Origin of the sequence: Paenibacillus macquariensis, from assembly GCF_900156375.1 — a bacterium.
Lineage (GTDB): Bacteria > Bacillota > Bacilli > Paenibacillales > Paenibacillaceae > Paenibacillus_AQ > Paenibacillus_AQ macquariensis.
Genome location: NZ_FTNK01000003.1, coordinates 449,877 through 471,462, shown reverse-complemented (window position 1 = coordinate 471,462; position 21,586 = coordinate 449,877). Strand labels below are relative to the sequence as shown.

Sequence of the window (21,586 nt, the reverse complement as noted above, 5' to 3'; positions counted from 1 at the left end):
TAATTTCAAATAAAATAAATAAAAGGGATCGATCCCAAGTGGTATGTTATTAACCCCTGAGATCGATCCTTTTTGTTTTTATTTACAACCATGTGATAATTAATGCCGCCACTTCATGAACCTGTAATCAAGATAGTCCACCAATAGAAATAGTACAAATCCCACCAGACTAAATAGCATAATGCCAGCATACATCTCTGTGTAATCCATCCTTAACCAGGCATCCATAATAAAATATCCCATACCATGCTCTGTTCCATAGATTTCTGTGAAAAAGAGTACCGATATGGCCGTCCCCAAGGAAATACGAATCGTACTTAGTATCACGGATAACGCACCAGGTAACGTTACATGCCAGAATTTCTGAGTTGCACTTGCACCAATGCTTGTTAGTACGTCATATGTGTTGTCTGGAATTGCCTTTACGCCATCCCGTACAGATATAATGACTTGAAAGAGTAATATCAACATTATCATCAGAATTTTGGATGTCTCACCAATCCCAAAGAATAACATCACCACAGGTAATAAGGCGATTTTGGGAATAGGATACGTCAAATAGACAACCGGATCAAGAATTTTATTCCAAATTCGAGATCGCCCCATTAGTAATCCGATGGACATTCCAATCATTAAAGCCGATAATACACCGGCAAAAATACGAAATAAACTGTAACAAACATCAAGCCATACTTCTTTTCCTTCCAAATGACCCATAGAAGAATATACAGCGATCGGACTTGGAAGAATAGAATGGTTAATAAGTAAATATGCGATATACCAAACCACATTCATACTGACAAATACGAGTAACAACCTTAACAAATGATGTCTCTTCTTTTTGTTCACCATTGTTCTTGTATTACCTTTCTAATCCTCTTTGTCTGTTGGAAGAACTCGTCACTATCACGCTTGTCCTCATGTTTAATACGAAATACGTGATCATTATCAATCAATACTTGCGACTTTTCCTTGTCAGAAGGCATTACGATTATTTTTTCTCCAAGCAAAATAGCCTCTTCCACGTCATGAGTAACAAATAACGTCGTTGCCGGATGAGCGGTCCAATTTTCTAAAAAGAGCCGTTGTATCGTTTCACGTGTGACTGCATCTAGTGCTGAAAAAGGTTCATCCAATAACATGATCGTTGGCATGATAGCAAAGGCTCTGGCGATCGCTACCCGCTGCTGCTGCCCTCCGCTGAGTGACATGGGATACCGCTTAGCTAAGTCGGCAATACCCATAGCTTCAAGCCAGCGTTGGATCTGTTGTTCTTGGCTCTGTCTTTGATTTCTTTGCGGATGACTAATCTTCATCGCCATGAGTATATTTGCATGAACTGTTTTCCAAGGAAGAAGTCCATAACTTTGTGGTACGAGTCCGATCAAGGGTTCTTGTGTATGGACAGATACTCCTTGAAAGAGGATTTCTCCCTGATATTCTTTTATCAAACCTGCAATGGCACGTAATAAGGTTGACTTCCCGCTACCCGAAGGACCAATAATGGTGTAAATACTATGCTCTGGTACCGATAAATTGACACCCCCAAGTGCCAATTGCCCACCCTTATATGCAACAGTAAGTTCCTTAATGTTAAGTCCGCTACTTCTTAAATACGACATCCGAGATCACTTCTTCAGGCGATATATTTTTACTAAGTAATCCTTTTTCCCTTGCCCATGTAAAAGCCGATTCTACCTCTTGTACGTTCACTTGATTCGCTGGAAGGTAATCTGGCACGACGATATCGTTCTTCAGGCTCTCTGGATAACCTACTTCTTTAATAATGAGATCCATGTATTCCGATTGTTCATGGGATTTCATATAAGCGACCGCATCATCATATGCCGCATACATGGCCTTAATACCTTGTGCTTTCGTATCTATGATCGCTTGAGGGAACGCTAGAACAAACGGATTCACTCCAGCATCTTTCGTTGAGCTTAATACGCGCAAGCCGGCAGATCTGCCCATCGTGACAAAGGGCTCAGGTAAAATGGCTGCGTCTGCCTTATTGTTTTTTAACAACTCTAATCTTGTCGGGATCTGTGGTACTTCTGTTACCTTAATATCCGCTTCAGTCAAACCAGCTTTTTTAAGCATAGTCGCAACTGTATATTCTGTGGATGTGTTCTTAGATAGAATAACGGATTTTCCTTTTAAATCCTTCACTTCTTGTACTTCATTATTTCCTGTTAATAAATCAAATTCTCCAAAGGTAGTACTGGTCACTTTAACATCCAGACCTGCCTCATTATAAATGGCGATCGCAATTAAATCCGCGCTGATTCCATCTAGCTTGTTCGCTTGAAATGCTACGTCACGGTCTTTCGCACTTTTGAACGTCCGGATATCCAGGTTCACACCATATTTCTTATCAAAACCCTGTTCATGAGCAATCAGGAACGGAATAGCATCAATTGAAGGTAACAATCCCAGCGTTAACGAAGAAGCACCCTCTGCCTCTTTCGAATCCTTGGCTTTCGACGAACTACATCCAATCGCAAGTGCGCTAATAAGTACCATCAGCATAAATAACATCATTACCTTTGTCTGTCTCTTCTCCATAATCTCTCTTGCCTCCATATTCTGTCTATACGACTGATAAATCTCTTACGCTTCTTATTCAGATCTTTGCGAATTAATTCACAAACAAGAAGAGGTTGTCCCTTTAAATCACATCAAAGCAACTATAATTAATGCTATTTTACACTAAACGTTATATTTTGTATATTTCAATTTGAAGTATTTCAGTTTATATAAATATGACAACACGACAAAAGAACCTTCCCTCTATGTCTTCCACAAAGGAAAGAAGACACAGTCAGAAGGTCGAGGGTGCTTTTTGAAGGCAGGATTCAAATAATGAGTTCGCCTTGCTTGATTAACTCAACTACAGCTTGCGAACGGCCTTTGACATTGAGTTTTTGCATGACATTGGAGATGTGGTTCCGCACCGTTTTTTCGCTTATAAATAAAAGCCCGGCGATATCGCGTGTCGTTTTGTCCTGAACAAGCAGTTCAAAAACTTCACGTTCACGGTGGGTCAACAAAAATTTGCTATTGTGCTCGTTTCCCTTCAATGGTGTCACCCCTCCTTGCTCGGGTTTTTTATGGTATAACAAGGTAAAGGGATACAGTCAACTCATTCTATGAATAGCATGGGGTAATGGTGCTTTATATACATAAAAATGGGCTTATTCCATTGCTAATCTATCATCCCCTCTCATTTGATCTCGATAGGATCATGTTCGTGAAGCAATAGAACAAGAAAAAGAATGCCAAGGCCCCTGATTTATTTACCTCAGGATTCTTGGCATTACATTTACTTCAACTTGTTATGTTTTTTAGCGTCCCATTTTATTTAAACTGTTTACAGGTTCATTAGTCACATGAGTTCCTGATGCAGTCGGGAAGATTCGATTAACCAACGATTGGAATTCATCCACAATACCACTAATTGGATGACCATTGGACACATCTGTTACAAAATTACCTACACGCTCTACAAACTCTGGATTCGCTGATACGTAAACATTCTTTACGCTAGGATCACTCTTCTTAACGAGATCAGCAATTTTGTCCTTCACTTCTTGAGTCATATACTGATCCTCATCCTTCACGACATTACTGCTCGGTGTAGGGGTAGTTGTTAACCCACGCATTAAACCATTACTATTTGTACTATTTGTTCCATATTCATTGTTTATATTTGCTGGGTAATTACCACCCGTTTGATTTCTCACAGTAGTCCCCATACCTGTACCTGTACCTGTACCTGTTATTGATGGTGCTCCAACGCCCATCATGTTTCCATCGTTACCTAGATTACTTATTCCTGTGCCTCGTGTCCGATTCAGGTTCGTTGATGTACCGCGCAGCTTATTATGGTCTTTTATCGATACAGCAACATAAGCGCTGTGGTCCGTTAACATGACATTTGCTGAGTTAACTTCTTTCAATGTAACGATTTTATCTGATATTTCTTTGCTGTGCCTTAGATTCCCCATAGTGGTATTACTACTACGTGTATGGAGACCATCATTCACAGATCTCGTACCGTATCGATTGACATCATTGTTAATTAAATTTCTATCATATTTCACATTTTTTGTACGTACTGTCTCGTCAGTCTTCTTCGTCCCACACCCTGTTAATCCAGTAACGGTCATTCCCAAAAGAAGTGTTGCAGATAGTAAGGACAAACTAACTGTTTTTGCTCGCACTCTAACGCCTCCTTATGATGTGATAAATCTAATGTTAACATCATATAGAATGCTCGTTACTGTTCAGAGCTATTCTGGAAAGGTTTTGTATCTATTCCAAAAACCGTGACGACACTTGTCCTTTTTAAAACATATGACAGATTATCAAGCTCTGTCGTACTTGACCTAACAATCTGTATATCAAAAAGGCTGCACGAATGCAGCCTTATCATAAAAACGCTATTGAGATTTATATCCTAACTGGTTACCATCTTCGAACCCTTGGGCAAATCCAGTATTAAAACCTTTATTATATGCTTCATCGTAGCTTTTACTGTTTGATAAACCCTTACCAGTCTCAGTAGTAATTGTCTGTATAGGTGCTACAGGAATTGCCGCAATTTTAGATGTTGGGATACGGCGTTTTTTCTTACTAAGTAACGTCTGTTGTTTGCTTCTAGTTGATCTGAACACTCGATCATATCGAGCATTCCGATTTTTATACCTCTTTAATTTCAACACCCTAATACTTACTTTACGTGAGGCTCGTGTTCTTTTCAATCTGGACTGTCCCTTTTTCTTAATCATCCTCATTATTATGCACCTCCTAGCGCATGCTTGCTACAGCATATGCGGAGGTCATGAGACGGTTCCTAAATTTTTCTAATATAAGATCTTTTACGTTCCATTTTCTACTTTATTAGGCAATAAAAAATCATATGGATCGACTTGCCATTTATCGATAAATAGTTGCCGGTTTCTTGCGACCAGATCGTGCCACCCTTCTGGATATCTTTTCTTAAAGCTAACACTTCCTTCATGATGAATAAGAACATCACCACACATTAATAACTTATATCCATGTGAACGTGCACGAAAGCAGTAATCATCATCTTCAAAGTGCCCTGGAGAAAAGCGTTCATCTAACATCCCTATCGTATCCATGAGTTCCCTCTTGAATAAGAAACATAAACCAACAATTCGTTCTACAACTTCCCACTTTGAACAGTCCGGGATGTTCCATTGACTAACTAATTGGTGAAATTTTTGCATATCTTCATAATCACACGTCACTTGTTGTATACCGCTCACATTCCTAGTTACCGGGCCCACAATCCCGATTTTTTCTTCACTGTACAAAGCACTGAGCATATTATTCAGCCAGCCCTGTGATACAATCACATCATTGTTTAACAAAAGAATCTGGTCTCCACTGGCAGCCGACATACCCAAATTACACGCGATCGGAACACCCGTATTATTAGGAAGTGATATGAATACAATCTTCTCATTTCGACAATACTCAAGCGTACCATCACTCGATCCATTATCAATCACAATAATTTCGTAGGGTAGATCAGTATATAAACGAATAGACTCTACACAAGTAATTAACAAAGGTAATCCATTAAACGTCGGAATTATAATACTAGTAACGTTCATATTAGATTCCTCCGCTTAGCAAGAAGAGATCTTGACTCGTTCGGTAATTGAAGCCTCGTACCTGTCATTTCCATGACCACACTTAAAGCTTCCATATGATCCCCCATAATGAGTTGAGTCACATCATTAACTAGGCCACTATTACTAGCTCTCACACGATTATGATTCACCACATCAACTCTGTGGACGCAAGCTACCTTAAGTCCTTTCATAATAGCTAATGCCTGCGCCTTCGGAGGAACGATCAAGGACGTTACCCCTACCGTTTGAATGGCGCGACGGGATAATGCATGAGGTACAGCCGTTAGTGAGTTTGCCTGCAAATCATCCCTATTTAATACGCGATTAAGGAAACTTTTACAGCGTGTTACACTATCCTGCCGGTTAAAGGGAGGAACCCAAGCAGAAATATCGTTTAACGCAACGTCTACTCCCTGATCTACAGCGATCAAGAACGGCATAAGTTCACGTGCACTAATGACCATATCTCCATCCATGTAAAGAACAATATCCGTATTCGTCAATTTCGTTCCTGCTGCCCTCCCTACATCATGGCCTATTCGATCAGGATAGTGAATAATGATTGCCTTCGAGCTTTTTCTTACTACCTGAAAGCTCTGATCTGTACAACCATTTAACACAACCACGATTTGGGAAATAGGTAGCTTCTCCAGCTCATGTAACACTTGCCCTATGGTCTTATCTTCGTTACACACCGATATCACCACTGATGCAGAATGTGTTAATTCACTCATATCCTCATTCATACGAAGATTATTCAACGGTTGCGCTTCATTTATGTCTTGATACCAAGGTTGTTTAATGGATCTCGTTCCTCTACTCAACTCGATTCTTGTTTGGACAGCACTTCTCTTCCTTCTCATCTCTCACCTCTCACCTCACCTTATCCCGCTTACGCTCTAGATCCGAGTACCCGGCACGTGGCCCATTCTGTTTCAACAACCAGTTAATAGCTTCCAAATGATCTCCTGTTATCATCGCTTCTAATGGATCGACATTATTCTTTTTTACGCGACGAGGATTTAATTTCCCCACTTGTATGGAATGAACTCGCTTAACTTGCAACCCCTTGGATACCGCTATTGTTTGAGCGAGTGGAGGAATAGCCAAAGACTCTGCACCTATCTCCTTCAAAGCTCCTCTACTAATTGCATGAGGAACCGTCGTAAGTGAGGATCCTTTTAGATCAGCACGCCCCAACATGACATTTAATGCGTGTTTGGACAATATCACACGATGCACCGGTATATGATGAATAGGTCCTCTATAATCATTCAGTGCAACATCCACACCTGATAAAACAGCCTTAACAAAGGGCTCTAGTTGGGATGATGAAATAACCATATCGCCATCAATAAATAAAAGTACTTTACCCTTTGCTGCATGGGCTCCAACAAATCGTCCCACATCATGGCCTAATGGATCCTCTCCATGAATGACGATAGCTCCATGCCTAGCTGCTACCCTATCTGTACCATCTGTGGAGCCATTTGCTACAACGATAACTTCAGTCCTAGGATGGACTCGAGCGGCTTGATGGATGATTGCTGATATGGTTCTCCTCTCATTGAGTGCAGGTATAATGACAGATACCACTGGCAACTGATGGTTTCTAATACCCACTGGTTTATTTTGAATTGTTGCCTGAGGCCGATACCTTGTCTTGGATCGGAGCCTTTTCTGCATGGCCTTTCCTCCTCAAACACGAAATGGGTAGTAAAATTCATACTATTCTCTCACATTTTATGTTTCATCTGCCCTATGGTAACGGCATTTGTGCAATAAGCTTCGTTACAATACCCACATGAGGAACGAAAAAAAAGCACGGAGTCATAATTCCCGTGCTTAATGATTTATATGAAGAATCTTAGATAGCCGGACCTACGGCAATCCACGAAACAAAACCATACTTATGGCGGCTACCTTGATTACGTACGACTTCAATAACTGCTGAGTCCTCTTGCTGAGACTTCAGTGCCGCATAGAAGAAGGGATGACTGCACATCGCGACAATAACATAATGAATACTAACGAACGCCTGATCGAATCGTACATCAATCTCGACACTACTCTCATCACCTGTAAATACGAAGGCCGTCATTCCAAACTGCTGCATTGATGGAGCACCACTACTCGTAATTACTGGATCAAATGCTAGATGGGTTAAGGATACGGTATTATCTGCCAATTTAGCACCTTGCACCGCTCCATCTGCTAACTTCTCATAATGGATACTATCATCGGCTAAAGATTCTGTTCCTACAGCTCCAGGCACTAGATGTTTACTGTCTACTGAATGCATAGCCAGATGTTCACCATAGATTCCTTCAGCAGCAATTTTGGGACCATACACCGCTTCATCTTGAATATGGGCACGGGAGACTGAATTATCTTCAATATGTCCAGAGGACACAGAACGAGGCTGAATATGCCGCCCACTAATGAGTTGATCCTGAATATGATGTGGAAGAATTACACCTTCTTGAAGATGTTTAGAATGGATTGAACCTGCTTGTAGATGAGATTCAGATATCAAATCTGGCTGAAGGTGATGCGTATAAATCATATGGGACTTAATATGCTTAGCTGTCACTACACCGTTACCGATGTGCTCACTCTGTACAATCTCTTTCGATAAATGCTCTGATTGAATTGCTCCCGGCTGAATTTTATCTGAGCTTACGGCCTGTTCCTTCAAGATGTCGTTGTCTACTATACCTCTTTGAAAGTGGGAGGTACCTAGTGAAGCGGATTTCAATTTATTCCCATCAATACTGCCTTCAGGAAGCCATTCTCCAGATTTCAACTCATCGCTCAGATGCGAAAGGGTGACCGAATTATCTTCAATATGTTCAGAGGACACAGAACCAGGCTGAATATGCCGCCCACTAATGAGTTGATCCTGAATGTGATGTGGAAGAATTACACCTTCTTGAAGATGTTTAGAATGGATTGACCCTGCTTGTAGATGAGATTCAGATATCAAGTCAGGCTGAAGGTGATTCGTATATATTGTATGGGACTTAATATGCTTAGCTGTCACTACGCCGTTACCGATGTGCTCACTCTGTACAATCTCTTTCGATAAATGCTCTGATTGAATCGCTCCCAGCTGAATTTTATCTGAGCTTACGGCCTGTTCCATCAAGATATCGTTGTCTACTACACCGCTTTGAAAGTGGGAGGTAGCTAGTGAAGCAGATTTCAATTTGTTCCCATCAATACTGCCTTCAGGAAGCCATTCTCCAGATTTCAACTCATCGCTCAGGTGCGAAAGGGTAACTGAACTATCCTCAATATGCCCTGAGGAGACGGAACCTGGCTGTAGATGCTTCCCACTAATCAGTTGATCATGAATATGATGTGGAAGAATTACACCCTCTTGAAGATGTTTCGAATGGATTGATCCCGTTTGAAGATGTGATTCAGATATCAAATTGGGCTGAAGGTGATGCGTATGAATGGTATGGGACTTAATATGCTTAGCTGTCACTACGCCGCTACCGATGTGCTCACTCTGTACTATGTCTTTGGATAAATGCTGGGATTGAATCGCTCCCGGCTGAATTTTATCCGAGCTTACAGCCTGTTCCTTCAAGATATTACTATCTACTACACCGCTTTGAAAATGGGATGAATCTAATAAAGCAGCTTGCAATTTACTACCATCAATACTATTCTCAGGAATCCATTGTCCGGATCTAAGCTCATCGCTCAGATGTGAAAGCGTGATAGAACTATCCTCAATGTGTCCTGAGGACACAGACCCCGGCTGAAGATGCCGCTCACTAATGAGTTGTTCTTGAAGATGATGTGGAAGGATTACACCTTCCTGAAGATGTTTAGAATGGATCAAGCCCGCTTGAAGATGAGATTCCGTTATCAGTTTTGGTTGAAGGTGATGCGAGTGAATCGCTTGGGTCTGAATATGGTCTGCTGTAACGGATCCGTTACTGAGATGCTCACTTTGCACAATATCTTTCGATAAATGCTGAGATTGGATCGCTCCCGACTGAATTTTATCGGAACTCACGGCCTGTTCCTTCAAGATATCACTGTCTACGATCCCTTTTTGAAAGTGGGAGGTAGCTAATGAAGCAGCTTGCAATTTACCCCCATCAATACTATTTTCAGGAATCCATTGTCCAGATTTAAGCTCATCTGCAAGATGCGAATATGTGACAATTCCTTTTCTCACATGATAGCCATGGATCGACTCCTGTTCGAGGTGTTTCCCTGTAATACTCTCAAGTCCAATTTGTCGTCCGCTGACAGAACCAGAGGCTATCTTTTCACCTGTCACCGAACCATTCTGAATACTATCTGTGCCCACCGATGATGTTCCTAAATGTTCAGACAGAATAGCGGAGGTCTTAATGTGGTCCGATTCTACAGCCTTTAGACTAATATGCTGAGACGATACCGAGCGTTCTGCTAGAATATCAGATCGTACCGCCTGGGGACTCAACTGTTCGTAGCCTACCGATTGTTGTTCCAACTTTTCTGTTGTCACACTGCCATCGGCTAACTTAGACGTTGTTACAGACATTTCACTTAGTTTATCCGTGGATACACTTTCTGGAGATAACTTAAGCGATGTCACAATATGATCCCCTAAATGATGGGAAAGAACTGAGTTCGGTGAAATATGCTCATCTTTAACCGCTCCTGGGGCAATCTTAATGGATGTGATCGCTTGATTCTGAAGTAACGTTTGCCCAATACTCTTCTCTTGAACATGACGTGATGATACCGCGCCATCTGTCAGATGAAATGCCTGAATAGAGCCTTCTTGTAGTGCACGCCCACTAACACTGTCATCCGCTAGGTGTAATGCTTGTATTGCTCCTTGTGCAATGTTGTGGGAACGAACACCATCCCCCGCTATTTTCTCAGAAGTGACCGCAGCGTCTGCTAACTTGTCACTAGTGACACTACCTCGATCTAGCTTCCCTGTTGTGACACTCTTAGCACCCAAGGCTCGTTCTGACACGGCTTCATGCCCTAAATGAAATTCCTGAACTGAATCTGGCCTCATTTTGTCTGACGTCACTGCCGCAGCCTGAATATGTTGCTCCGTAATGGCGTGTTTTGCTATGTGCTCAGATAGTACCACATCAGAATTGAGATGGTTGGGCGTGATTGCATGAGGAGCAATCTGAGTACCCAGTATAGAGGACTTAGCAATATGACGTGTTTGAATCGCTTCATCAATGATTTTAGTTGAGATAATACTCTGATCAGCAATTTTGGAAGTTGTCACGGCCTGCTCGATGAGTTGCGTAGTTCCTATAGACTGATCCACTATTTTCTTCGAGCTTATACTATGATCAGCAATATGATAGGCGTCCACTACACCTTCAGCAATATGATTACTGCCAACAGCTTCTTTCTGTATATGCTTGCTTCGTATAGAATTTTGAGCTAACTGAAGTGATTCTACAGCACCTTCAGCAATGTGTCCTGATTGAACGGCTCCATGAGCCAATTGTTCGGAACCTACACTACGGCGTAGAAGCTGATCCCCCCCGATAGACTCTAATGCCAAATGATTCGCTGTAATCACGTTATCCTGTATATGCTTTCCTTCAATACTGGCATCCGCAATCTTGATTCCTGTAACTGCATTGTCACGAATTTTGGATGCAGTGATAGATAAATCAGCAATTTTAGAGTTATCAACGACATCATTTGCTAAATGTACGCTTTGAATTGCACTGTTCTGAACCTTATCTGCGGTTATAGAATGATCCTCTAACAATGCATTTGAAATAATCATATTGCTCAAGTGTCTACTTTGGATAGAAGCGTCTGCAATTTTGTGAGCATCTATGGTACGATCACTTAGCTTGTCGGAACTGATACTTCCATCCTTTAATTTCTCACCACTTATGGATTTATCGGAAATTTTATCAAATCCAATGGAGCCATCAACCACGTGTTCTGCATGGATCGAGCCCAAAGCAATTTTAGAAGAAATAACGGCTCCATCTGCGATATGGATACTCCCAACTGCATAATCCTGCAATTGCTCACTCTGTATGCTACCTTTTTTCATTTTAGATGCGTCAATAGCTCTAGGAGCGATTTTATCTGCTGTAACAGCACCATCTGTTAAATCATCCCCATAAATAAAAGCCACTTTTCGGTTGGGGTGTTGTTTGTCTATGAGCAGCTCTTCTACCACAATAACTGAAAGTACCTCTTCTTCTTCTTCTTCTTCTTGAGAGGTAGTTTCAATTTCAAGTTCCTCAACTTTATGATCTTCCAGAGATTGTTCTACCTCCGTCTGATCCTCTGAACTAACTTCAACTTCGATTTCAATTTTTGGAACTTCCTTAACCCTTTTAGCAATAATGGTTTCTAGCTCTTCAATACTCTGATCTCGAGCCGGAGCTGCTACAGCAAGAATGCTTACTTCCGTTTTGTTATGGGGCTGACTTAATTTGGGCTTGTCGAGAAAGCTTAGTTCCTGTTTATTCGGATCATCCACATAATAAAGTGGTGCCTTCTTACTTTTACTCGATTTATTCTTCGTGGGTTTATTCAAAGCAGTTCTCTCCTTCCTGCTGTCTTTCGTCATGGGCATCATATGCAAGAGAGTAGACCATTGTCACAGTAGCCTAAACTTTTACCTAATATTTGAAAAATAGGCCTTCACGTTCAGCATATTCGTCCATACCGTTTCCCTAAATAGAAAGTACACTGATGAGAACACATACTGGACCTGAACTGAACATCAGACAAGGAGGAACGGTCATGCAGCAATTAGTTGGTATCCTGCTTAATGCAAGCATGCACCGAGGCATACCTCGCTGCAAAACGGGTCAGGAATCACTAGCGAATTATGAAGAAGGAGCTCAGGTCTATGGCTTGATCCCTGTGTTTTTAAAGCTAGAAGACATCGATTTGGAGACGGGTAGATGTATTGCTTATATTAAGAATGATAACGATTATGTGTTAATCGATATCCCCATTCCGAAGGTCATTCATAATCGTGCGATTTACGTCAACAACAGTTCACATCTACGAATAAGTAGGTTACTCAATATAGGAATTATTGTCTTCAATGTCTGTAATCGTTATGGTAAAGATGAAATTCATCGTCGATTATCATCCAACCCATCGTTGAAGCCATTCCTTCCCAATACGGATACAGCTACACCTACAGTCATTCGTCGTATGATGAAGAAACATAACGATCTCATTCTGAAGCCTTGCCGTGGCAGTATTGGCCAAGGTATTATGCGGCTTCGTAAAGTCAATTCTAATTGGATGCTCACCTACTCAAACTCTCCTTCCATTGGAGGGTGGAAGACAATCACATTAAACAAAGAGCAACTGCCTCCCATTGTGCTGCGTAGAATATCTCGCCATCCCTTCCTCGTACAAGAGCGCATTCCACTCGCTGAATATCAAGGTAATGCATATGATATTCGCGTAACGATACAACGAGGGTTACAAGGACTATGGCAAATGACAGGTATGTATGCGAAGATCGCCCCATCTAACACCTTTGTAACTAACATTGCCCAAGGAGCGACTGCTGTCCCGGTTGAATCCATCCTTGCAACTAGTATTCCTTCCCAATCTCCCCTGTCCGTGATCCAATGCATTGAACAGGTCACCTTAGAAATGGCATGGAGTCTGAGCACACAACTACCATGGCTAGCAGACTTCGGTATGGATATTGGGATCACCTCCAAAGGTAAACCCTATTTCATAGAATGTAATGGTCGAGATCAACGTTATGGCTTCCGTAAAGCCAACATGACGTCCACTTGGAAAAAGACCTATGAGCATCCTATGGCTTACGCGCATCATTTGTTAGAGAGTGATGCATACCGTAGAAGCCTTCCTCCTTCATACCATTACTATTAAAACAATAAAGAATGAATAGTGACCTCAGACCCAACTCTGATTTCCTATCCATTCTTTATTCTATGTAGAGATAATAAACTTCCTTAGCACAAGCAGCTACTACCATTAGATATTGCTTCATTTTTGAGAAACCTTAATTTCTGGAATACAGTATAATAACAAGAAGGAATTGATTTAAAATCTAAACTATGTCAATATATTTCAGAGCGCTTACGTAACCTCTGAAGGGAGAAAAAACATGGCAAAAAAAATACTGCGATTGATGACCGAGCTCTCCTCAAGAAAATCGATTTCCCGAATAATGGGTCGTTTTTCTCACAGTAGTGTAAGCCGCTACGTCATCCCAACGTTTATACGAAACTATCAAATACCCGTATCTGAAGCGGAGAAAGATATACGTGAGTATCGTTCACTTAACGCGTTCTTTACACGAAGACTGAAACCAGGAATGAGACCTATCGATGCGTTTGAGCATTCGTTAACAAGCCCTGTTGACGCGCTCATTACAGCAATGGGTAAGATCTCAGCAGGAACTATTCTAAATGTAAAAGGTCAAGATTATTCGGTACAGGATCTCCTTCATCACTCTCCTCATCTAGAGCTCTATAAGAATGGTTATGTATTTGTACTTTACTTAAGTCCGACCGATTATCATCGCATCCATTCTCCTGTAACAGGAGTTCAGACGGAAAGTGAACATATCAAGGGTCGTGTTTATCCTGTAAATGATTTCGCAATGACTCATATGCGTTCTGTGCTATGCCGTAACGAAAGACTCATCACATATATTGCTCATTCATTTGGAGAAGTGGCCGTCGTAAAAGTTGGTGCGATGAATGTCAGCAGTATCCAATACACAGACGCCTCTGTGAACGAATGGACTAAAGGTGATGATCTTGCCTATTTCGAATTTGGATCGACCGTTGTTCTACTTATGGAGAACGATACCTTTACACCTCGAGAAGATATCAAAATCGGAGATGCTGTACGTATGGGGCAGCGTTTGGGTGATCTCCATGCTTCTTCACAAAGAACGAACCTTAACCCTTGCGATGTAACAGATTAAGAATGATGCGATGAAACCATCGATCTGGCAGCCATTGTTTGGCAAGCATCGTTACTGTGGTCCCACGAGGAAGAGCGTAACGAAATGCTGGAGAACGAACAGTAGCAATCTTTGCTATTAATTTAGCTACATCAAGTGGGTTACCGCTAGCTGCCGCACTTCGTTGAGAATACTGCAGGACGCGACCCAGTAAACCTTTATACGGAGAATGGGATGCTTGACTCATCTGAGAGAAACTCTTCCCCCAGATGGGTGTCCCATAGGCTCCTGGCTCAACGAGAACAACATCAATACCAAATGGCTTCACTTCCATGGCGAGACACTCACTGAAACCTTCTAATGCGAATTTAGAAGAAGCATAAGGTCCATACCCTGGAAACCCAACATTGCCACTAATACTACTCATCTGAATAATCAGTCCCCTTCCACCTTCTCTCATTAAAGGTAGAACAGCTTGCGTCACACACACCATCCCTAAGAAATTAATCTCCATTTGCTCCTTCCACATGGATAACGGAATTTCTTCAATCATCCCACCGACCGCTACACCCGCATTATTGATCAGAATATCTAGACGACCATAATTATTCTGAATCTGCATCACCACATCCTGTACTTGAACTTCATTTCGAACATCCATTTCTACCACTTGAATAGACGACTCCACACCCGCCATCTGTGCAGCTTTCATTAACGCTTCCTTGTCCTCTGGATTACGCATACCTGACACAACCATGAATCCCTCGCGCGCAAGCTCCACACTGGTAAGAAGACCAAAGCCGCTAGAACACCCTGTAATGAGTGCAATCTTACCCTTATTGTTCCGAATCATGACAATCGATCGCTCCCTTCCTTATCAAAACCTCATTTTATAATAAAAAAAGCAACTTCAGATCAATCACAGGCCCAAAGTTGCTTTTATTCCTATTCAAGTGTCTTTCAATGCATCTCAATCTAACGAATTTCTGACGGATTCTGACCTGTATATTGCTTAAATTGCCTACTGAAAAAAAAGATATCGCGGTACCCTAAAGTATCTGCTACTTCTGTGACATTCATGCCCGCATATAGCAGTAAATGTTGAGCTCTTTCAATACGCATCTTTATAATATAGGACTGAACAGGGGAACCTATTAAATCTTTGAATTTAATAGAGAAATAGCGTGGCGATAGTCCAGCACGTGCTGCCAAGTCTTCCACACGATGCTGGATTCCTGGATGTTGACGTATATAGTTGGCTATTTCATGTATGACCTCTGTCAATTGATTACTTACTATTTTGAGAACAGGCTGATGATTATCATGGTGATCCTCACGTAGCAAATGGATCATCAACTGCTTGAGAATGAGCTGACCTTCCTCTTTAGCAGCATAGGTGTTCACTAGAAATAACCGTACGTAACGAGCCAACATATATTCAAAATCAACTGTCTCTTGTATCTTTCGATAAGGAAGTGGTATCTCTGTTACGGGCTCTATCACATCAAAGTGAATATAACTCAGAACCAATGGTTTCTGTGGATTATGAACAGCACTTGTGTGATCTCCAGGTCGAAATAGAAAGCAGCTTCCTTTACCAATTTCATAAGATTCATCATTCCTTATGAGCGTACCCTCACCACTCCACACATAAAATAAATCATAATTTGGCAATGCCTTTTCTCTTTTTTGCCATTTCCAACTAGGTTCACACACAATTTTGGCTAATGAAGGTTTGATCTCAAAAGAGGACGGTGAAGCATGTAGCATATCGTAATCCCCCTCCTTTGTTATGTATTCTACTACAAGGTTTACGTTCATCTGCATCTAAATAATTGTTGCACATCCTGCCATGCTAGCGCAAGTCGGTTTACACCTTCAATAATCTGATCATCATGAAGGTGAGCAAATCCAAAACAAACGGCTTTTGGACCGGGTTTGATTCTATATGCTTGAGCATCCCTAAACTCCACACCTCTACGCTTTGAAGCCTCTTTAAAAGCTTCAAATTCCTCAGTAGATCGCTGCCATAGAGCATACACATGAAGTCCAGCATCCCCAGGAATAAACCGGAATATTTCACTAATATGAGCAGAGATCGAGGTGCAGAATCGATCGTGCCGCGTGCTGTATATTCGAGTCATTCGTCGTAGATGGCGCTTATAATGTCCATGGAACATGAAATGCGCTAACGCCCTTTGTTCTAATAATCCTGGTGATATTGGATCATAGAATGCTTTGGCTCGCTTCACTGGCTCAAGAAGTGAGTTCGGAATTAATGCATAACCTAATCGTAATCCAGCAAACATCGTTTTAGAGAATGAGCCTAGATAGATGACTCTACCGTCACGATCCAACGCCTTTAGAGGTTCAATCGGACGACCGCGAAATCTAAACTCACTATCATAATCATCTTCTATTATAATTCCCTCTCGCTCCTGTACCCACGCTAATATCCTCCTACGTCGTTCTAAGGAAAGTACCGCACCTGTAGGATAATGACGACTAGGCGTCACAAATAGTACCCTTGCATCCCAATCCCTAGGTATTAACCCTTCCTCATCTACGTCTCCTCTAACAATCGTGCCCCCACATGCTTGTACAGCTTTATGAATACCGAAATAACCTGGATCTTCCACGACGACACGTTCACCTTCGTTCACTAGAAGCTGTGAAAGAATCGCAATACCCTGCATAGATCCACTAAATAGAACGATGTTTGCGGCAGACACTGTGATTCCACGTGTAATCCGTAGATATCCTGCAATAGCCTCACGTAGCTGAATATCTCCCTCAGGAGGAGTAGGCAACTCTAAATCTCCTCCTCCTTTTCCACCTGCATAAGCTAACGCACTACGCCAGGCATCATAAGGGAAATATGCCATAGGTATCGATTCAGGTAAAAAGCTGATGACTCCCTCAAGTTTCAGATTACTGTAGGAAGTTCGCTGTTGACTCATCAGTCTTATTCCCCACGAAGAGAGCGTAATCTCAGCACTAGGTGTACTCTCTATAGAAGATACTGGAGATGGACCCGAATGAGTCACGAAAGTTCCCCTCCCGACCTCCATTTGTACGTACCCTTCCGCAAGTAGCATATCGTAACTCTGGGCAACTGAACCACGAGACATATCATAAAGATTCGCTAAATAACGAGTAGATGGAAGTTTGGAACCTCCTGCAAGTCTCCCATCTAGAATAGCGTCACGTAATGCATAATAAATGGCCAAATACTTGTAACGATATTCCTCTAAATAAGAGTCCAATGGCAAAGCGAGTTCCATACATACACCTTCTTCTATGTAAGATTATAAAGTGGACTATAAAATATAATCTTAATTGGATCTTTTTACTTGTCAATCAATATCATACGATAAATATATGTTTAGGAAGTGATTTAATCAATAGATTAGGAGACTGATGAGTGATGAGAAGACAAGAATTCAGCGTGGATGAAGAGATAGAACTGAACCAATTCTTATCAGAGATTACTTTTGGATTTCTGGGAACTGTCGATGATCAGGGTCGCCCACGAGTGACTCCGCTTAATTTTGTATATGATCAGGGATTCTTCTACTTTCATGGAAGTCGTGTTGGGGAAAAAATGAACCATATGCGTCTCAATGAACAGGTTAGTTTTACAGTAGCCGATGAATATGCATTGATTCCTTCCTACTTTAGTGATCCAGCATTAGCATGTCCTGCCACCTCCTATTTCAAGAGCGTCATGGTTAGCGGCACCGCTGAACTTGTTCTCGACCTATCCGAAAAAGGGAGAATATTCACATTGTTTATGCAAAAGCTACAGCCAGAAGGAGGATATGATCCCATTGACCCTGCTGATGCTCGTTATAATTCAAGATTACGGGGAGTTGCAGTCATGAAAATCATACCCGAACACCAATCTGCCAAATTTAAGTTCGGACAGAATTTATCTACAGTAGCCAGAGATAATGTTATAAGTGAGCTTGATCTTAGGGGAAGTAGCCGTGATCAAGAGACCATTGCACACATGAAAAAATACTGTCCTCATATGCCGTAGTAAAGTATTTGTCAGTGACGTTTCCAAGGCTAAGTGGTATAATATGATCCAGTTAAAGCGGTAATTTATAACCATTAAACAGACTTGGAAGGATGGAAAGCATGAACCCACTTGCTGGACAATTGAATGAGAGCATTAAAGCTGGAAATTCACACGTATATGACATGTTATCAACGCTTGGAAAAGAAATTTACTTCCCTAAAGAGGGCATTCTTAGCCAATCAGCAGAAGCTTCAGCCCATGCTAAGAAATACAATGCTACGATTGGAATAGCCACGGAAAATGGAATTCCTATGCATTTAAATGTGATTCAAGACAAGTTGTCAGCATTCCAACCCAAAGATCTGTACAGCTATGCTCCTCCTGCTGGTAAACCAGAACTTCGGACTGTGTGGAGAAGCAAAATGCTCCAAGAGAATCCATCTCTACAAGACAAGTCCTTTGGTAATCCGGTTGTAACAAATGCACTAACACATGGCCTTAGTATCATTGCAGATTTATTTGTAGATGAGGGCGATGCTGTTATTTATCCTGATAAGAATTGGGAGAATTATGAGCTTACATTTGGCATACGTCGCCATGGTAAGACCATTAACTATCCACTTTTCACGCAAGAGATGACTTTCAATAGCGCTGGGCTTAGAGAAGCTTTATTCGCGCAGCAAGATAAAGGTAAAGCCGTCGTTGTTCTTAATTTCCCTAACAATCCAACAGGATACACGCCAGGCCTTAAGGAAGGCGACGAAATTGTCGCAGTCATTAAAGAAGCGGCGGAAGCTGGAATTAATGTAGTTGTCGTATCAGATGATGCCTACTTTGGTCTTTTCTTTGAAGATTCACTTAAGGAATCCTTATTTGGGAAGCTAGCAGGACTTCATCCTCGTGTACTCGCAGTTAAAATAGATGGAGCTACCAAAGAAGAATTTGTATGGGGATTCCGCGTCGGATTCATTACCTTTGCTTCTGAGAATTCAGATGTACTTGCTGCTCTGGAAAATAAAGCAATCGGTATTATCCGTGCAACGGTTTCTAGCGGTGCACATCCTTCACAGACTTTTGTACTTGATGCGCTCAAAGCACCTGAGTTCACTGCTCAGAAAGAAGAGAAGTTCCAAATCATGAAGGGCCGTGCCAATGCTGTAAAAGCATTGCTAAACAATGATAAATACAATGAAGTATGGGATTACTATCCTTTCAACTCTGGGTATTTCATGTGTTTGAAATTGAAGACAGTAACGGCAGAAGCACTTCGTACTCATTTGATTCATCAATATGGTGTAGGAACGATAGCCTTAGGAGAAACTGATCTGAGAATCGCCTTCTCATGTATTGAAGAAGAACACCTTGAAGATTTGTTCAGTTTAATCTATCAGGGCATTCAGGATTTACATTCCATCTAACTATAATAACTTTAGGTAGGGCATTTTTACTGCTTATGGTTTAAGGCCCACGCACCTAGTCCACTCCATTCATACAATACGATGTAATAAAGAATACATCATGATTGTGAAAGGGGAATGAACATGAGTGGAGTAGTAGAAGAAGTTAGAGGCGGTTGTGGGTGTGGCGTTGGTGGCGGAATGTTTAATAACACCGGTGCGATCTTAGTCCTTTTCATCTTGTTGGTTATTATCACACGCGCTTTGTGGGTATAATGGATTATCGAGATTTCCTATAATCACTACAAAGAGGCCGGGGAGAACATCCCCGGCCTCTTTCATTATCATCTACTCGTCATCGTTATCTTCTTTATTTCCTTTACGTGAAAGTATGACACGAACAATACATGACATCACAATTCCAAGTGCAAGCGTACTGAATGTCAGACTGATATGTACCCATCCATCTCGAAGTAAAGGTAACCATAGAATCACAGCTACGATCAAGTGCACCTGAAATACAAAGGATGTAACATTACGCTGTCTGCTATTCGCAGGAATTGGATAAATACTCAGCCAGAAAGACTCCTTGTGGTACCGTTGAAGAGAAGATAGTTGTACACCTATTAAGAATAAAAAGAACAAATAAATGCCACTACCAAGCATAGTCCCACGTGTCCACCATACAAGTAAGAATCCTAATACCCCCGCACGTAACATAATCCCTAATATATCACTTCGCACAAAACTTTTCGTAAGAAGATACTTATAGGCGGCAATTGGTTTCCACACGATTCGATTCCCTGCCCTAGAGAATATTCGACGTGGATATACACGTTGCTGTTGCTCTGGGACATTAACAAACCATCCTAGCACCAACATGACTCGACCGACCTGAGATTCTTCTTTCGCAATCAATCGTTCCCAGGCTACTAAATGTTTCACGGGATAGGATAATGCGAACAAGTAGGTTGCAATCACAAGAAGTACATAAATTAGACTTTTCCCAACAGGCTCCCACAACCATGCACTTAGTGCTAGTGCCATAACTGCCCAGCGAAGCAAGTGATACCCCTTAGCAGCTCGAAGTGACACCATCGACAGCTCTTTCCAACCACCGTAGCTAGATATAATTTTCAGAATACAAAGTAGGAGGAGAAAGGTCCAGAATGACTTAGGTGCGGTATCACTTCGAACATACAGCGGCCATGCTGTCAGGAATACGAGTGCTAATCCTATGAATTTGTACAAGACACCGCTAACCCAACTACCTGACAAATACTCTTTCATTTTCGATTCCTGCGGTAGCAAGAATACAATATCAGGTGATCGTAGATAGGTTCGAACACTACTACGTACAATCAACGGTAACAGTAACACCAACATAATCCAACGAATAGGTAAGCCTTCAGGAATGTGTTGTACTAGAGATGTATACCAAGCTGAAAAAGCAATAAACATGAATAGGAGTAACACAGCCACGCCACTTTGCATGACATATCCTAAATAAGGGACAATTTCTCCCCAAAATTGACGACGACGTTGAATACGAAGACTCTTCAGGTCCATA

19 protein-coding genes are annotated in these 21,586 nt (G+C 41.5%); 5 read left to right on the top strand and 14 right to left on the bottom strand.

Going from position 1 to position 21,586, the window contains the following annotated elements; all coding sequences use genetic code 11:
- Nucleotides 1-99 precede the first annotated feature (99 nt).
- The 10 genes from BW961_RS08110 to BW961_RS08065 all read right to left on the bottom strand — a co-directional run bounded on the left by BW961_RS08110 (nt 100) and on the right by BW961_RS08065 (nt 12,219).
- On the bottom strand, nt 100-852 hold the full coding sequence (locus BW961_RS08110; protein WP_068583236.1) for an ABC transporter permease: 753 nt from the start codon (nt 850-852) through the stop codon (nt 100-102).
- Complete coding sequence (locus BW961_RS08105; RefSeq protein ID WP_068583233.1) at nt 846-1,622, bottom strand: ABC transporter ATP-binding protein; 777 nt, start codon at nt 1,620-1,622, stop codon at nt 846-848. Before BW961_RS08105 ends, BW961_RS08110 begins: the two co-directional genes overlap by 7 nt.
- A complete protein-coding gene (locus tag BW961_RS08100; protein ID WP_068583230.1) occupies nt 1,603-2,568 on the bottom strand; it encodes an ABC transporter substrate-binding protein in 966 nt (321 codons plus the stop codon). Before BW961_RS08100 ends, BW961_RS08105 begins: the two co-directional genes overlap by 20 nt.
- A gap of 290 nt (nt 2,569-2,858) precedes the next feature.
- A complete protein-coding gene (locus BW961_RS08095) occupies nt 2,859-3,083 on the bottom strand; it encodes a helix-turn-helix domain-containing protein (protein ID WP_068527177.1) in 225 nt (74 codons plus the stop codon).
- A 264-nt stretch (nt 3,084-3,347) separates the two neighbouring features.
- On the bottom strand, nt 3,348-4,226 hold the full coding sequence (locus BW961_RS08090) for a YhcN/YlaJ family sporulation lipoprotein (protein ID WP_068583227.1): 879 nt from the start codon (nt 4,224-4,226) through the stop codon (nt 3,348-3,350).
- Nucleotides 4,227-4,445: 219 nt separating this feature from the next.
- Nucleotides 4,446-4,799 carry a hypothetical protein gene (locus BW961_RS08085; protein WP_082867400.1) on the bottom strand — a complete coding sequence of 118 codons (354 nt, stop codon included), beginning with the start codon at nt 4,797-4,799 and terminating at the stop codon, nt 4,446-4,448.
- A gap of 84 nt (nt 4,800-4,883) precedes the next feature.
- Complete coding sequence (locus BW961_RS08080; protein ID WP_068583224.1) at nt 4,884-5,648, bottom strand: glycosyltransferase family 2 protein; 765 nt, start codon at nt 5,646-5,648, stop codon at nt 4,884-4,886.
- Nucleotides 5,645-6,532 carry a glycosyltransferase family 2 protein gene (locus BW961_RS08075; protein WP_244555895.1) on the bottom strand — a complete coding sequence of 296 codons (888 nt, stop codon included), beginning with the start codon at nt 6,530-6,532 and terminating at the stop codon, nt 5,645-5,647. The genes BW961_RS08080 and BW961_RS08075 overlap by 4 nt, the downstream gene beginning before the upstream one ends.
- Nucleotides 6,533-6,542: 10 nt before the next feature.
- A complete protein-coding gene (locus BW961_RS08070) occupies nt 6,543-7,355 on the bottom strand; it encodes a glycosyltransferase family 2 protein (RefSeq protein WP_068583221.1) in 813 nt (270 codons plus the stop codon).
- Between the two features lie 181 nt (nt 7,356-7,536).
- Entirely contained in the window at nt 7,537-12,219 is a 4,683-nt protein-coding gene (locus BW961_RS08065; protein WP_076576726.1) for a WIAG-tail domain, read from the bottom strand.
- Nucleotides 12,220-12,428: 209 nt separating this feature from the next.
- On the opposite strand from BW961_RS08065, the gene BW961_RS08060 reads away from it, so the two are divergent.
- Both BW961_RS08060 and asd read left to right on the top strand, forming a co-directional pair.
- The gene (locus BW961_RS08060; protein WP_068583214.1) at nt 12,429-13,550 is read left to right on the top strand and encodes a YheC/YheD family endospore coat-associated protein; all 1,122 of its coding nucleotides are present in this window, start codon (nt 12,429-12,431) and stop codon (nt 13,548-13,550) included.
- Between the two features lie 238 nt (nt 13,551-13,788).
- Nucleotides 13,789-14,616 (top strand): archaetidylserine decarboxylase, encoded by an 828-nt coding sequence (gene asd, locus BW961_RS08055; RefSeq protein ID WP_068583212.1) that lies wholly within the window; start codon nt 13,789-13,791, stop codon nt 14,614-14,616.
- On the opposite strand, the gene BW961_RS08050 is transcribed toward asd, so the two are convergent.
- The 3 genes from BW961_RS08050 to pdxR form a co-directional block, all read right to left on the bottom strand.
- Nucleotides 14,591-15,448 (bottom strand): SDR family oxidoreductase, encoded by an 858-nt coding sequence (locus BW961_RS08050; protein WP_068583209.1) that lies wholly within the window; start codon nt 15,446-15,448, stop codon nt 14,591-14,593. The two genes, asd and BW961_RS08050, sit on opposite strands and share 26 nt — an antisense overlap.
- Nucleotides 15,449-15,570: 122 nt before the next feature.
- Nucleotides 15,571-16,365, bottom strand: a complete 795-nt coding sequence (locus BW961_RS08045) for a helix-turn-helix domain-containing protein (protein ID WP_068583207.1) — start codon at nt 16,363-16,365, stop codon at nt 15,571-15,573.
- A gap of 47 nt (nt 16,366-16,412) precedes the next feature.
- Nucleotides 16,413-17,879 (bottom strand): MocR-like pyridoxine biosynthesis transcription factor PdxR, encoded by a 1,467-nt coding sequence (gene pdxR, locus BW961_RS08040; protein ID WP_068583204.1) that lies wholly within the window; start codon nt 17,877-17,879, stop codon nt 16,413-16,415.
- A gap of 143 nt (nt 17,880-18,022) precedes the next feature.
- On the opposite strand from pdxR, the gene BW961_RS08035 reads away from it, so the two are divergent.
- From BW961_RS08035 to BW961_RS31550, 3 genes are all read left to right on the top strand, one after another.
- Nucleotides 18,023-18,637, top strand: coding sequence for a pyridoxamine 5'-phosphate oxidase family protein (locus BW961_RS08035; protein WP_068583201.1), 615 nt, complete (start codon nt 18,023-18,025; stop codon nt 18,635-18,637).
- A gap of 101 nt (nt 18,638-18,738) precedes the next feature.
- On the top strand, nt 18,739-20,037 hold the full coding sequence (locus BW961_RS08030; protein ID WP_068583198.1) for an aminotransferase class I/II-fold pyridoxal phosphate-dependent enzyme: 1,299 nt from the start codon (nt 18,739-18,741) through the stop codon (nt 20,035-20,037).
- Between the two features lie 123 nt (nt 20,038-20,160).
- Nucleotides 20,161-20,292: a hypothetical protein gene (locus BW961_RS31550; protein WP_280175188.1), complete on the top strand. Its 132-nt coding sequence runs from the start codon at nt 20,161-20,163 to the stop codon at nt 20,290-20,292.
- A gap of 72 nt (nt 20,293-20,364) precedes the next feature.
- Here the strand turns inward: BW961_RS31550 and BW961_RS08025 are convergent, their stop codons facing one another.
- Nucleotides 20,365-21,585: an ABC transporter permease gene (locus tag BW961_RS08025; protein ID WP_068583488.1), complete on the bottom strand. Its 1,221-nt coding sequence runs from the start codon at nt 21,583-21,585 to the stop codon at nt 20,365-20,367.
- Nucleotide 21,586 lies beyond the last annotated feature (1 nt).

What these genes read in the sequence shown, in the direction of transcription:
- BW961_RS08110 (WP_068583236.1), bottom strand. Translation starts at nt 852, where the DNA reads ATGGTGAACAAAAAGAAGAGACATCATTTGTTAAGGTTGTTACTCGTA.
- BW961_RS08105 (WP_068583233.1), bottom strand. Translation starts at nt 1,622, where the DNA reads ATGTCGTATTTAAGAAGTAGCGGACTTAACATTAAGGAACTTACTGTT.
- BW961_RS08100 (WP_068583230.1), bottom strand. Translation starts at nt 2,568, where the DNA reads ATGGAGAAGAGACAGACAAAGGTAATGATGTTATTTATGCTGATGGTA.
- BW961_RS08085 (WP_082867400.1), bottom strand. Translation starts at nt 4,799, where the DNA reads ATGAGGATGATTAAGAAAAAGGGACAGTCCAGATTGAAAAGAACACGA.
- BW961_RS08080 (WP_068583224.1), bottom strand. Translation starts at nt 5,648, where the DNA reads ATGAACGTTACTAGTATTATAATTCCGACGTTTAATGGATTACCTTTG.
- BW961_RS08075 (WP_244555895.1), bottom strand. Translation starts at nt 6,532, where the DNA reads ATGAGAAGGAAGAGAAGTGCTGTCCAAACAAGAATCGAGTTGAGTAGA.
- BW961_RS08070 (WP_068583221.1), bottom strand. Translation starts at nt 7,355, where the DNA reads ATGCAGAAAAGGCTCCGATCCAAGACAAGGTATCGGCCTCAGGCAACA.
- BW961_RS08060 (WP_068583214.1), top strand. Translation starts at nt 12,429, where the DNA reads ATGCAGCAATTAGTTGGTATCCTGCTTAATGCAAGCATGCACCGAGGC.
- asd (WP_068583212.1), top strand. Translation starts at nt 13,789, where the DNA reads ATGGCAAAAAAAATACTGCGATTGATGACCGAGCTCTCCTCAAGAAAA.
- BW961_RS08050 (WP_068583209.1), bottom strand. Translation starts at nt 15,448, where the DNA reads ATGATTCGGAACAATAAGGGTAAGATTGCACTCATTACAGGGTGTTCT.
- BW961_RS08045 (WP_068583207.1), bottom strand. Translation starts at nt 16,365, where the DNA reads ATGCTACATGCTTCACCGTCCTCTTTTGAGATCAAACCTTCATTAGCC.
- pdxR (WP_068583204.1), bottom strand. Translation starts at nt 17,879, where the DNA reads ATGGAACTCGCTTTGCCATTGGACTCTTATTTAGAGGAATATCGTTAC.
- BW961_RS08035 (WP_068583201.1), top strand. Translation starts at nt 18,023, where the DNA reads ATGAGAAGACAAGAATTCAGCGTGGATGAAGAGATAGAACTGAACCAA.
- BW961_RS08030 (WP_068583198.1), top strand. Translation starts at nt 18,739, where the DNA reads ATGAACCCACTTGCTGGACAATTGAATGAGAGCATTAAAGCTGGAAAT.
- BW961_RS31550 (WP_280175188.1), top strand. Translation starts at nt 20,161, where the DNA reads ATGAGTGGAGTAGTAGAAGAAGTTAGAGGCGGTTGTGGGTGTGGCGTT.
- BW961_RS08025 (WP_068583488.1), bottom strand. Translation starts at nt 21,585, where the DNA reads ATGGACCTGAAGAGTCTTCGTATTCAACGTCGTCGTCAATTTTGGGGA.